The sequence below is a fragment of the Nitrososphaera viennensis EN76 genome, assembly GCF_000698785.1.
In the GTDB taxonomy this organism is placed as follows: Archaea; Thermoproteota; Nitrososphaeria; order Nitrososphaerales; family Nitrososphaeraceae; genus Nitrososphaera; species Nitrososphaera viennensis.
Genome location: NZ_CP007536.1, coordinates 2,098,572 through 2,110,681 on the forward strand (window position 1 = coordinate 2,098,572; position 12,110 = coordinate 2,110,681).

The window sequence follows — 12,110 nt, forward strand, 5'->3', positions numbered from 1 at the left end:
TCAGCACATGAGCATAGCCATCCGAGCTCGCTAGCAAAGATGTGGTATTCGCCGTTGCCGCTTTGCGACCTTACGTAATAGTTGGTTTCGTCAACACGCCTTACCTGACCTTTCAATTGCGCTATCGTCAAACCCTTTTGTTCGCGATTGTTGGTTGCTTGCACTTATGGCACCATAATGTATTATGGCACCATACTATATATTTGTTATGGTGCCATAAACTAATGGCGTTTAGGTGCTTGAGAGCGTTCCTTGAAAACCAGCTTGTGATCCTCGACCTTAGGCTCAAGCTCCTGCTTTTCCTTCCATCCAAGCTCGTTGACGATTTCTTCTGGAATTGTAACAACATACTTGAAGTGGTCTTTATCGTTGTAGGTGTAGGCAAATCGCTTTTGCAGTTTGACGATTCCCTTTTCTCCTTTGACCATGACGCTCCAGTATGGCACCATAGGTTAGATAAGCGTTGTGGTGCCATAAGTTAGAAGATATTTTGCGGACGCTGCGACCGCAAAATTCGCCCATCACCCGCGCTGTTACAGGCAGAAAATTTTGTGGTATCACCCGTCAACGTGACAGAACCGAGATTCGCTATGGTTATATTTTGTAAGGTTATCCCTTAAAAACCACTATGAATAATTATTACCACAGCCTTAAGTGTCACGTTTTTCATAAGGACATATGAGGACAACTAGGATTGCAGGCGTAAAATCACCTACGTGGGTAAGGGCCCTGCAAATCGGAATAGGCGCTATTGCCATCGTGCTATCACTTGCTGCAATAATCTACCCTGTTCTCACGGTCGTGGCAACCTTGACAGTAGCAGCAATAATCCTGCTTTTGTTTGGTATTGAAAATATAGTTGCGGGGATATTCGTATACAAACAAGCCCGGGCCGCTCACATTGGTCTTGGAATACTGGTCATAATACTTGCAGTTCTCGTCATGGCGTTTCCTCTAGGCGCCGCCATGTTTGTAGCGATACTGGCAGGCGTTGCCTTGATGTTTAGCGGTTTTGCAAGCATAGTGGCAGGTCTTATGGGAGTAAGCGAAAGAGCTACTGACACTACTCCGAGCAGAGGTGCCAGGATATTCAGCGTCATTGCAGGAGCGCTAGCCGTTGCATTGTCTGTTATGATACTTGCATTTCCAGCATTTGGAATAGAACTTGTGGCTATTGTGATCGGGATAGGGCTCTTGGTTTATGGCATCAGGCTGGTCGTCACGGGAATCAGCGGCAGGGGGCAGGCCTGAGCGCCCGCATCATCTTCCTCCTCGTCGCATAACACCATGGCAAGCTGAAATGAAGAAGCAGCCGCCAAGGCAGGGTGATCTGGATACTTGAAAGTCTGGAAGACTCTCTTCTTCTTTTTCAAGTTGCCCGCCGTGGCTTTACTTCCTTTTTTCATTTCTTCTGGCGCGGAGTCCATGTCCGCGTAAAAAGGCTTCCAAATGTGTCCGTTTATGTCCTGGAAGGCGCGACCGTACATCCAGCCATAGTCTTGCGCTTCTCTGTATTCAGAGCCTCCGGCTGCCACGGCTTTCTTGATCATCTCGTCAACTTTTGCACGACTTTCAAGGGACAGCGCAACTAACGACTCGGTGCTTTTGCTAGAGTCGCAGATCTCTCTGCCCGGTATGAAGCTCTTGAAGAACTTTTCAGTCAACAGCATGGCGTAAATGTCCTCGCTGATCACCATGCAGGCGGCGTTCTCGTCGGTAAACATTGGGTTGAACCCGAATCCCAGATTGCCAAAAAACTCCATCGTCTTTTTGAGGTCTTTGACTGGCAGGTTGACGAATATCTTGGTACTCATATGTTCCCTGTAGCAAATAGCCTAAAAGCAATTGCCCCCCCCCACAAGGAGAGGCTCTTCCCGTAAAACACGTCGTTTATCTTCCAGAAAGTACGTCACTATCAACCCGGTCGTGCACATAGACAAGGAGAGCAATAACTTGGAAGAGGCCGAGGTACTTGGCGTGCAAAAGGATGACTATGTTATCTATGGCAGCGCAGTTGAACAACATAAAAAGGGAGAAGGGAACTAGGCACGGAAGAGTTGGCACGTCTTATCTTTGTGCATATCTCTCAGCCAATCTACGTGGGCCTTGTTTGTTATCTTGTTGCCGTCCAACACAGTTTTCTTGCCATCGGTCAGCTTGCTTCCGACCAGAATCTCCTCTTTTCGGATAGACTCGTCTGGACCGAACTCCACAGTTAACCTGAGGAAATTCTTCCGATTGTCATATATGTTCACAAGCTCGTATTCTGTAAAGTCGGCATCGTGCTTCTTGTCGTGAATTGTGGATATTTCCTTGAAGATTAGTCTTGATTTTGGAGGCATTTTTGTCCGCGCCAATTCGCTCAAGAGTGATGCGTTCTTTTTCCAGAATGGTCCTAGTTCCATTCGACGAACTTTCTGGGTTGTTATCGCTGCAGAAGACATGCAATATTATACTCAGGCTTTGATTTAACCGATTTGTCTGCAGTGGCTTTTCAAAAAGTCAGAAGTCTCATAAGATGGCTAATTCGAGCTGCGCATGTCTACATAGGCCACTCTGACAGTCTTTATCTTGTACTTCATCAATCTAGATCTGGTCCGCAGCCGATAGTTGCAACATGGACGATTAGGACCCATCCATGTAATGAATATGTCGCATATCCTGCAGCGCTTTTGCCCTGCTGCATATCTTATCCCATCCGTAGGCCTAGTCGCCCTGTGCCGAACACAGATATTCCTGCAACTCATTGCCAGTAAGGGTAGACCTCGCCACCAAGCCACTTTATGTCTCTGTCAGCAGCTATAGCCATTACCGTTTCTAGGTCAGATTGCAGATCTATCTGATAGTGGCCGTGTCCATGATTGTTTGGAAATCTGCCTACAAGATAGTGCATCTGTTTCGACTTGCCATCTTTATTGATCCCCTGAATGTAATGGATTTCAAGAAAGAACCTCTGTTTTCTCTCGCGGGGTATTTTCTTTTCAGCATCGAGGACTTTATGAGCAGGAACGGGTCGATGTTCTGCCACCTTCTCTGAAGCGACGCTACAATGCTGTCGCACTCTTGTGTCACGTGTTCTACAGACATGGGCAAGGTGGATAGATCACATATTTTCAAGAGGTAGGATTGCACTGTACCTCATTGCACGCAATATTTGGCAAGATGAAGGGTGTACGGGAAACAGAAAACCCTAGACGGCTACAGGGTTAAAGGATGGACACCGTCTAACTGCAGCCGTTGCAGGCCTGACTTGGACCCTTAAAGGCCTGCGACGGCTGACCGGAACCCTTGCAAGGGCAACCCTGTAAGCTGCAGGTATACAGTGCATTGCAAAACCTGCCAACATGCATTAGCTGCAAAACCTTCCGCGGACCTGATTTGTCATGCAGTGCAGACATATCATATATACTTGAAAGGGGTCTCTGTCAGACCTGCATGTCTGACGTGGATGAAGAACTATGCAAGGAAGAAGTCATGGCATTGGACGGAGCGATAGGATTTGCGGCTATGGTCAATAACCTCCGCAGATTGTTGCGAGTGAGTACAGAATCGGACAAATTCCCTTACTGACAACTTAGGATAGATCTCAGCGAGGCACTCGAACCAAAGCTAGGAAGAACGATCTATACACTTGCAATGTATGAAAAGATAAAGCGGGTTGCAATCCTGCCGGCAGGCAACTTCATTTTCATGGTGTCTTTTGACCTGCAGCCCGACCACGAAACCATTATCCTATAAAGGATAGCGCCGCTATTGAAAAGGCAGGGTTTGTTAATTGACCATCCAAATTACAGTCAACGATATTGCTAATTCATGCCAAGTTTTGTTTCGTAATCTGCCACTAGCATCACAGCTTCTGACCTTACTGTAAGCAGGCATATTGTGAACCTGCGTTTCTGTAATGCAGTGTACACGCGCTGCTTATAGAATAAAGTAGCACGAGCCTACCGGTAGGCAGATAGACATGGTCAAATTGGTCCTGCTCCGCAACTCTCTTCTCCCAACGACTCGCAATACCATTGGAGCAGGACCCTCCATGCGGTACCATGATGGTTGGATACAGACCTTCGTATGAAAAACCATATTGTCGAGGGGATCAGAAAGAATCATTGAAAAATTGGAATGTTTTCTGCTCTGCAGCACTCATGGTGTGGAGGACATAAAAATATGTCATCAGAGTTTTGCAAACTAGTCCTTGATCTCGATCCAGGGATAAGATTTGCTGGCATTGTAGAAACGAACGGCACTATTGTTGCTGCAGAATATCGAAAGGATATCGTCCCTCTACTTGATAGGAGTACACTCGAGATCTCTATTTTGCAATCTGTCATTAGGTTCGCTACAAGAGAGATTCTCGAAAGTGAGCTAGGCAAGGCCCTGTATAGCATAACGACTTATGAAAAAGTAAAGCGAGCTACAATACCGATCCATGGCGATGAACAAAGGCTTCTCCTTGTTTCTTTTGACACTACAGCTAGACCTGGACCTATTATAAGAAAAAAAATTATGCCCTTGATTGAGGAACGGTTATCCTAGGATTCCGTAGGTCAGGAACAGAGACTTGTCATCCGGCGTAACGCCGGCTGACTTTAGCCGTGGGCAGCTGACTATAGCGTAGCAGTCCTTCTTCAGGAAAAAACACAGGAACATAGACTCGTTCTCGCTGCTAAAGTCGTCCATGCCTGCCGGCAAATATCCGAAAGAAATGGAGATTCTTGCAGATCATGCTCTACCCGCACTAGATAGAGGGTGAAGTGGTATCCCGCAAGATACTTGACATGATGGGCATCATACCCTCAAAGCACGGTCACCATGACATTGTATTGCATGCAAGCCTCGACACTGTGCTGACCATTGTCGCTCTGGTTGGAATCGACTGAATTTTAGAGGAGCGGTCTATCCAAACACATAGCAGCGAGCTCTAGCTACTCTGCGTTCCAGAACATACGACTCCATCCGGCCGCTAATCTTCAGTGTGATGTGTCACACCGATCACCAGAAAGTCGCGCAACTCCAGATCAACCCGTTTCCCTATAAGGGATCCGAGCTTTCCCAGGTTGACATTTGCCTCGCATTCATAGTCCTCCTCAATCGACCTTCTGAGAATCCTGACAGTCTTGCTTTTTGTGTCCACCGACAACAGCTCGCCTCTTGCGCCGCTAAGTATCATGCATCGCTGATAGGAGCATCCTGAATAAATCCTTAACAGAAATATAAGGTGAAAAAGTGCAATGCAGTGTACACTTGCAACTTGTGTGTGTATTTTTGAACAGTGTCGAATAAGTATCCCTATCGAGTTGTCTGCTGTCTATGCACAATCTTGAATGTCCGCTACCGAAGACTTACCGATACTAGCATCCAAAGCCTTTAGGTTGGAGAATATCTGGTTACGGAATAGATCCTGATATGCTCGCCGCACAGACTCATTTCTGTTTCTTTGCCAGCTCGATTACTTTACTATCTGTCCTTTCAGGTCCATCTGGTTGGCAATATCCTGCAGGGTGTGGCCTCCTTCTTAGTGGTTCATAATCTGCTCCATCTTCTACCTGTCAATTCTAATATGCACGAGCTTTGGAATATCCGCGTCAGGAATTCGACCTACATCGATTTATTCTTGAGAATTGCACTTTTACAAAAATCGCCATGCAGTGTACACGCACTATTTTTATGAGACGTACCTTGGAAGAATCCCACACCAAAACAATTCAAGCGGTCACCGGCTCATCTCCGCCGCGGTCATCTCAGCACATGAAACTCCGTTGATGGCGGAGATGGGCCACAGAGTATCTGAAGGGAAAAGACAGCGTTTTATGACTAGTCTGAATGATCTGTGGTTTATGTCACTGGTTGCTTAGATTTTTGCAATGCAGTGTACACGTCCTGTTTTTATTTTTCTCTTCGACAATTCGCGTCACCGATAGACGTTAGCCATATGGTCCCGGCCGGTCCAGCCAACCTGCGCTTTCCAAAACCGGCGGGGCCCTCATTCTTTCGGTCTCCGCAGCTGTCAAATATCTTCAGCGCGCTTTTGCCATGATTTGTCAGCGATATCTCGCTTTTTCTTTTCCAGTCTCTCTGACAATAATCGATGTGCTCTTTTATGGGTCGCCCGTGTATTTGAACCCATAACGTGAATGGGGCCAGTGGGATTTGAACCCACGACCTCCAGCGCCCCGGGCTGACATCCTTCCAAGCTAGACTATGGCCCCACTGGGGTGTCACGCTAGGCTACCTCTATTAAACCTACACCGCTTTCATGCGCTTAAAAGAATAGATGCCAAAGAGCCCGAGCGCGCTGGTGTACGCAGTCAATATCGCAAAGTTAAATGCCGCGCTTTCCGCGCCTATGCCAAGCATAGTCCCGCGCATTGCGCTCACGCCGTACGTCGCCGGGTCGATGGCGGTGAGCACCGACAGCCATGCCGGCAGGTTGTCAAGTGGAAAGAGCGCGCCGGACAGAAAGAACAGCGGAAACACCACGAAACTCACTATCATCTGGAACCCCTCCAGGCTGTACATGTAGCTTCCAAGCGCAAGCCCAAGCGAGGTGAGGCCAAACGACATCAGCAGTATTACTGCTACTGCCTGCACCACCGAAAGCGGGGTCAGCGGTATCCCGATTGCGGCGCCGATTGCAAGCAGTATGAGCGCCTGCACAAGCGAGTTTGTCATGCCGCCAAGCGTCTTGCCCACAAACACCGCGCCCCTGCTCACCGGCGCCACCATCACGCTCTTTAAAAAGTCGAACTTGCGATCCCAGATGATGTACGAGCCATAAAACACCGACGTGAATATTATGGACATGCTGACGATCCCCGGAAAGATGAACTGCTGGTAGTCAAGGCCCGGCGCGGCGCTGACCGTAGTCGCCGAGCCGATCCCGGAGCCGATTACAAAGAGCCACAAAATAGGCGTGAACGTTGACGCGACGAGCCTGCTTTTTTCGCGCAGGAACACCTTGAACTCGCGCAGCCATATCGCGTACACCTTTGCAATGTGGGCCTGCGCCTCTTCAATCATCATACTGGGCGTACCTCTCCATGAACCCGCCTTCTGCCTGCTCCTTGATGTTCCTTCCAGTCAGGTGTATGAACACGTCGTTCAGGGTGGGGCTTGAAAACTCGGCCTGCTCGGCCTCGATGTTCTGCAGCAATATCGGAAGGCTGCGCTTGGCGTCCCTGACCGACAGTACCAGCAGGCCGTCGACAAACTCTGCTTTTTGTACAAAGTCAAGCCTGCCTGCGATCAGGTCTGCGTCCTTTGACTTTGTCTTGATCTTGATGATGTCGCCTCCAAGGGCCGCCTTTAATCTTGCCGGCGTGTCAAGCGCGACTATCCTGCCCTTGTCAATCACGCCGATTCTGTCGCACAGCATGTCTGCCTCCTCCATGTAGTGCGTGGTAAGGATGATGGTTACTTTCTCCTCCTCGACCAGCCTGCGCACGTACTTCCACATCGTCTCCCTGCTTGCCGGGTCAAGCCCGAGCGTGGGCTCGTCAAGGAACATCACGCGGGGCTTGTGGAGAAGCCCTCTTGCTATTTCCAGCCTGCGCCTCATGCCCCCGGAGTACGTCTTTACCCTGTCGTTCTTCCTGTCCAGCAGGCCCACGAGCTCCAGCACCTCGTCTATCCTCTTTTTCCTGATGTCGCGGGGAACGCTGTACAGCAGTGAATGAACGTACAAATTCTCATAGCCTGTCAGCATGTCGTCGCTGCTTGGCGCCTGGAACACGATGCCGATGCTCTCGCGCACCTTGGCCGGCTGCCTTACGATGTCATAGCCGTTGACGGTGGCGGTGCCTGACGTCGGTTTCAAAAGCGTGGCAAGCATGTGGATGGTAGTCGTCTTGCCTGCGCCGTTTGAGCCAAGGAGCCCGAATATCTCGTTCTCCTCGATGTCAAGCGTCAGGTCGTCCACAGCCACAAGGTTGCCGTAGCGCTTGGCGAGGCTCTTTATCCTTATCATCATTTTATGTCAAACGCGTACAGTCACGCGCAATCGGCTATTATACCTTAGAAAATAAAAAGTGTAAAAAAGGTGGTGGTGTCGTTGTTGCGGGGTGGTTTAACCGCCTATCTTGAACATCTTGGTGCCGCATTTGGGGCAGGTGCCCTGGGTGGCCGGCTTGCCGTTCTTCATGGTAATCTTTTTTGGGTCCTTCATTTCGCGCTTGGCTTTGCACTTCACGCAGTATGCTTCCATAAGGGCGGTACGGGGGTGGGGGTAAAAGAGTTTTTCCACTGGCTAGCTCTCGGGAACCAGCCAGTCGGTCAGGGCGTCAAGCTCCTCGCAGTTTATCGTGACGCGGATGGGCCCAAGGGGCGATTCCTGCTCGTCCTCAATAACCGCGGCAATGCCGGCAGTTGCGGCCTGCTTGTTGAGCAGAAACCCAGTGCTCGTGCCTGCGCGGTTGTCAAGGAGCATCCTCCTCAGCACGCCCATCGCGGACCTGGAGCGCACCTGTTCGTATATTATCGACAGTGCCTCGCTTCCTGTCGCCCTGCCGATAACCCTGCTGCCGTAGCGGAACTCTGGCGAACATCTTTCAATGACGTTCTCAATTGCGCTGATGACCTTCTGCGGGTCCTCAGACGGGTTCACTGCCGCCTCGACCTTTACCTCTATTGGCGACGACACGCGGGGGTTTTTCATCTTGCCTCAGCAGCCGCCTCCGCAAGCCATACCTTCACTATTGCGTACGCCTTCTCCTTCAGCTGGTTGATTGTTATCTCGTTGTTTGACAGAGTCTCGTCGGCAAGCGCGATCGCCTCGCTTATCCCCACCGACAGCTCGCGCTTATCCCTGCCTGCAAACTCGTCCGGGTTTGTGGGCGCGTCCGACCTGCCCCTCTCTGTCAGGTGCTTAAAGCGCGTGTCCTGCGACGCGTGTATTGCAAGCAGCCTGACCTCGCCTATTGTCTTCAATACTTCGACTTCGGGGATGCTCCTTATGCCGTCTATCACCAGGTTGTTCTCATCACCGTCCCTTTCCAGCTTTTTCAGTATCAGGTGCGCGACCGCGCCCTGGCCGAGGTCCTGCCTTAGCTTCAGCATCATGCTCCCGAGGTTTGCGTCCGTGGGCTCTAGCCTCTGCCTCCTGGCCTCCTCCCGCACCACGTCGCCCATGGTTATTACGGAGAACCCTTTTTCCTTCAGGTACGACGCCACGGTAGACTTGCCGGCGCCCGGCATCCCCGTGAGGCAGACTATTAATCTTCTCTTGTTTGGCAATTGTATTAAACGATATATGTGTGCCTGCCAGCTGGTTTATCTGTCTTTGTCATTATTGCTATTCTGCTGAAAGGTCCCAGTAGTTGGCTTCCTTGAACTCGTCCTTGGGCTTGCCAAGCGACTTCCACTCCTTGAACGACTTTGGATACAGCTTGACGTTGTTGTAGCCGGCAAGCTTTAGCGCATAGTATGCAAGGCCAGACAGCGTTCCGACGCTTCCGCAATAGGTGATTATCTCGGAATCTGGCGCGATGCCGCGGTTCTCTATCATGCGCTTCAGCTCGTCTGCCTTTCTCAGGATGCTGCCGTTTGCGCCAAGCATCGTGTAGGGGATGTTCCTTGCGGTGGGGATGTGCTCTGTCAGAAAGTTGAGCCGCTCTCGCGAATCGACGAGCAGCTTGCCCTGCTGCGACTGCGCGGCCTCGACGTACTGCGCGTCCGCGTAAATGTCCTTGTTTATGGCAAGCGGGTGCTCTGAGCGAGGATAGTTATTGGCCTTTGTTTCAGTTTCAAGGCCAAGCTCCTTCCACTGCTTGAAAGTCATTTCCAAAAGCGCCGTGTTTGTATGGCCGACATACTGGAACGTCCATGCTACCCTGGCGGCAAGCGCGCCAAACGTGTCGTCGTAAATCACCACGGGCATCTTTTCTGTGATGCCAAACTCTTCCAGCAGCTGGATCACGCGCTCTGGCTTGTCGTCCTCAAGAAGGCGCGCAAGCGGGAGCGACACTGCGGTGGGAATGTGGCCGGCGTCATAGTCGTCTGCCTTGCGGACGTCGACTACTCGCACCGCCTTTTTGCGTACAAGGGTGCGCAGCGTGTCAGCGTCGCACACTATGGGCAGCTGCACAAACTCCTGCTTTTTTGTTGCTGTTGTTGTTGCAGCAGGCTTGGCCTTTTTGACGGCCTTGGGCTTTTGCTTTGCCTTGACTTTTGCCTTTGATGCTGCCTGCGCTGTTTTTTTTCTCAAGCCGCGCATTCTCCCCTTGCGGTCTTGGCAGTGAACTTGGAGTCGCTGCCATAGTCGCGGTAGGCATCCGGGTCCTGCTCGACTGCAGGGAGCTGGATGACAGGCACGAGCGCGTTCTTGATGTCCTCGAGGCTCTTTACGGCGCCTGTTCCCTGGCCCCTTACTATCTTGACGACCCACTGGTGGAACGTCTCGCCCTGTACGCGCTCTGCCCTGTACATCTCTATTATCTTTAGTAGCGCGTCAATGACGCGCTTTGCCGGCACGCGCATCACCGACCTTCCAAGCTCGCCCTGCTCGCCTGCGCTCCCTCCAAACAGCATCGTGTAGGTGGGAGACATGGCGTTTCCAATTCTTGAGGCGCCGCCGAAAAAGCCGACGGTGGCTATCTCGTGCTGGCCGCACGAGTTGGGGCATCCGCTTATCTTTATCGTGGCGTCGCGCAGGTCGTCGTCGGTGTCAAGCCCGAGCTCCAGGAACTTGCGCTGGACCTCCTTTGCCAGCCTGTGCGAGTTGGTGATTGCAAGGTTGCACGACGTCGTGCCGGAGCAGCCGACGGAGGACGCGATGGTGAGTGCGCCCGGGTTTGCAAGGCCGGCAGTGGCAAGCCTGTCGTAAAAGTCGCGCAGGTCCGTCCCGCGCACGTAGCGTATCGCAAAGTTCTGCTGGGGCGTGTTTCTTGCCGCGCCCTCGGCGGAAAAGTCGCGTATCGCAGACGCAAGGACGCGCAGCTGGCTTGCGGTGATGTCGCCTGCTCCCAGCGTCACAAACACGGTAAAGTAGCCTTCCTGCTTTTGCGGCACGGTGTTGGAGTGCAGCCAGCGCTCAAACGCCGGGCTGTCCTTTGTCACCTTGTCAAACATCGGCAGTTTTGTCATGCGGGAAGAAGGCGCCTTTGGAAGCTGGCGCTTGTCCTCCTGCGACTTGACGTCGTACATGGAAGCAGTGGCAAGCGAGGTCGTCATCTCGACTGCCGTGCGCTCCTTTAACACCATCTTCTGGAACTTTTCCCAGCCCATCTCGTGCACCAGGTAGCGCATCCTGTTCCTGGCCATGTTCTCGCGGTTTCCGTGCCTGTCAAACAGCCTGACGGTCGCCATGCACGTTGAAAGGACGCGGTCCTCCGGGGTGAAATCTTCAAGCGGGTGGCCGATGAACGACGCGGCGCCAAGGCCTCCTCCAAGGTATATCCTGAATCCCCTGGCCTTTGCGCCGTTTTCTCCCTCCTTTACGGTGGGCACGAGGCCAATGTCTGCAACTTTTACCAGGCCGTGCTTTTCGCAGCAGCCAAAGTTGATCTTGAACTTGCGCGGAAGGTTCTGGCACATCGGGTTTCTCAAAAAGAACCTTGCAATCGCCATCGAGTACGGGGTGGCGTCAAACGCCTCGTCAGGGCAGACTCCTGCGAAGTGGCTGCACATGACGTTTCTGACGGTGTTGCCGCACGCCTCCCTCGTGGTCAGCCCTGATTCGACCAGCCCGCGCATCACCTCGCTCACGTCTTCCAGCTGCACCCAGTGCAGCTGGATGTTCTGGCGGGTCGAGACGTGCGCCGAGCCTATCGAGAACGCCTCGGACAAGCTTGCTATCTTTTCAATCTGGTCCGCAGTTATCTCGCCTGACGGCACCTTGATCCTTACCATGCTGTAATCGGCGTGCAGGCGCGATCCGTAGGCGCCGTGCTGCAGCCTGAAGCGGCGGAAATCGTCTTCACTAATCTTGCCCTGTCTGAAAAGCTTGACTTTTTTTGCGAAAAACTCTGTCTCTTCCTCCCTCCCCCACCTGGGGTTGGGCTTTGGGGTCGAGACGCCCTTTTGCTTGGAGTTGGCGGCGGTAGCAGTAGTAGCCACTCTGGACCTGCTCATTATCTACAAGAAATGGTCGTTTTAAATCATATATTTTTTGTGGA

The 12,110-nt window shown here is 51.7% G+C and carries 16 protein-coding genes and 1 tRNA gene; 3 read left to right on the plus strand and 14 right to left on the minus strand.

Features of this window, described 5'->3' with window-relative positions; translation table 11 throughout:
• Nucleotides 1-221 precede the first annotated feature (221 nt).
• Complete coding sequence (locus tag NVIE_RS11940; RefSeq protein ID WP_144239711.1) at nucleotides 222-428, minus strand: AbrB/MazE/SpoVT family DNA-binding domain-containing protein; 207 nt, start codon at nucleotides 426-428, stop codon at nucleotides 222-224.
• Between the two features lie 250 nt (nucleotides 429-678).
• Here NVIE_RS11940 and NVIE_RS11945 point away from each other — a divergent pair, with 250 nt between their 5' ends.
• On the plus strand, nucleotides 679-1,251 hold the full coding sequence (locus NVIE_RS11945) for an HdeD family acid-resistance protein (protein WP_075055457.1): 573 nt from the start codon (nucleotides 679-681) through the stop codon (nucleotides 1,249-1,251).
• Here the strand turns inward: NVIE_RS11945 and NVIE_RS15970 are convergent.
• The 3 genes from NVIE_RS15970 to NVIE_RS11965 form a co-directional block, all read right to left on the minus strand.
• Complete coding sequence (locus NVIE_RS15970) at nucleotides 1,200-1,814, minus strand: VOC family protein (RefSeq protein WP_075055458.1); 615 nt, start codon at nucleotides 1,812-1,814, stop codon at nucleotides 1,200-1,202. The genes NVIE_RS11945 and NVIE_RS15970 overlap by 52 nt on opposite strands.
• A gap of 228 nt (nucleotides 1,815-2,042) precedes the next feature.
• Nucleotides 2,043-2,444, minus strand: a complete 402-nt coding sequence (locus NVIE_RS11955; RefSeq protein ID WP_075055459.1) for a hypothetical protein — start codon at nucleotides 2,442-2,444, stop codon at nucleotides 2,043-2,045.
• Nucleotides 2,445-2,743: 299 nt separating this feature from the next.
• Nucleotides 2,744-3,028: a hypothetical protein gene (locus tag NVIE_RS11965; protein WP_075055461.1), complete on the minus strand. Its 285-nt coding sequence runs from the start codon at nucleotides 3,026-3,028 to the stop codon at nucleotides 2,744-2,746.
• A gap of 1,139 nt (nucleotides 3,029-4,167) precedes the next feature.
• On the opposite strand from NVIE_RS11965, the gene NVIE_RS11970 reads away from it, so the two are divergent.
• The gene (locus NVIE_RS11970) at nucleotides 4,168-4,536 is read left to right on the plus strand and encodes a hypothetical protein (RefSeq protein ID WP_084790808.1); all 369 of its coding nucleotides are present in this window, start codon (nucleotides 4,168-4,170) and stop codon (nucleotides 4,534-4,536) included.
• On the opposite strand, the gene NVIE_RS15610 is transcribed toward NVIE_RS11970, so the two are convergent.
• Nucleotides 4,528-4,680 (minus strand): hypothetical protein, encoded by a 153-nt coding sequence (locus NVIE_RS15610; RefSeq protein ID WP_158435224.1) that lies wholly within the window; start codon nucleotides 4,678-4,680, stop codon nucleotides 4,528-4,530. The genes NVIE_RS11970 and NVIE_RS15610 overlap by 9 nt on opposite strands.
• A gap of 74 nt (nucleotides 4,681-4,754) precedes the next feature.
• Here NVIE_RS15610 and NVIE_RS16180 point away from each other — a divergent pair, with 74 nt between their 5' ends.
• Nucleotides 4,755-4,880: a hypothetical protein gene (locus NVIE_RS16180; protein ID WP_258914125.1), complete on the plus strand. Its 126-nt coding sequence runs from the start codon at nucleotides 4,755-4,757 to the stop codon at nucleotides 4,878-4,880.
• Between the two features lie 83 nt (nucleotides 4,881-4,963).
• Here the strand turns inward: NVIE_RS16180 and NVIE_RS11975 are convergent, their stop codons facing one another.
• The 9 genes from NVIE_RS11975 to NVIE_RS12010 all read right to left on the minus strand — a co-directional run bounded on the left by NVIE_RS11975 (nucleotide 4,964) and on the right by NVIE_RS12010 (nucleotide 12,066).
• Nucleotides 4,964-5,170: a hypothetical protein gene (locus NVIE_RS11975; protein WP_075055462.1), complete on the minus strand. Its 207-nt coding sequence runs from the start codon at nucleotides 5,168-5,170 to the stop codon at nucleotides 4,964-4,966.
• 965 nt (nucleotides 5,171-6,135) lie between these two features.
• A tRNA-Pro gene (locus NVIE_RS11980) sits at nucleotides 6,136-6,209 on the minus strand.
• 34 nt (nucleotides 6,210-6,243) lie between these two features.
• Entirely contained in the window at nucleotides 6,244-7,023 is a 780-nt protein-coding gene (locus NVIE_RS11985) for an ABC transporter permease (protein WP_084790809.1), read from the minus strand.
• A complete protein-coding gene (locus NVIE_RS11990; RefSeq protein ID WP_075055463.1) occupies nucleotides 7,013-7,969 on the minus strand; it encodes an ATP-binding cassette domain-containing protein in 957 nt (318 codons plus the stop codon). Before NVIE_RS11990 ends, NVIE_RS11985 begins: the two co-directional genes overlap by 11 nt.
• A 96-nt stretch (nucleotides 7,970-8,065) precedes the next feature.
• Nucleotides 8,066-8,203 (minus strand): DUF5679 domain-containing protein, encoded by a 138-nt coding sequence (locus tag NVIE_RS15975; protein WP_227717369.1) that lies wholly within the window; start codon nucleotides 8,201-8,203, stop codon nucleotides 8,066-8,068.
• Nucleotides 8,204-8,245: 42 nt separating this feature from the next.
• Nucleotides 8,246-8,653, minus strand: coding sequence for an RNA-binding domain-containing protein (locus tag NVIE_RS11995; RefSeq protein ID WP_075055464.1), 408 nt, complete (start codon nucleotides 8,651-8,653; stop codon nucleotides 8,246-8,248).
• Entirely contained in the window at nucleotides 8,650-9,231 is a 582-nt protein-coding gene (locus NVIE_RS12000) for an AAA family ATPase (RefSeq protein ID WP_227717370.1), read from the minus strand. The genes NVIE_RS11995 and NVIE_RS12000 overlap by 4 nt, the downstream gene beginning before the upstream one ends.
• A 58-nt stretch (nucleotides 9,232-9,289) precedes the next feature.
• Nucleotides 9,290-10,081, minus strand: a complete 792-nt coding sequence (locus NVIE_RS12005) for a sulfurtransferase (RefSeq protein ID WP_075056186.1) — start codon at nucleotides 10,079-10,081, stop codon at nucleotides 9,290-9,292.
• A 116-nt stretch (nucleotides 10,082-10,197) separates the two neighbouring features.
• Nucleotides 10,198-12,066 (minus strand): nitrite/sulfite reductase, encoded by a 1,869-nt coding sequence (locus NVIE_RS12010; protein WP_075055466.1) that lies wholly within the window; start codon nucleotides 12,064-12,066, stop codon nucleotides 10,198-10,200.
• Nucleotides 12,067-12,110 lie beyond the last annotated feature (44 nt).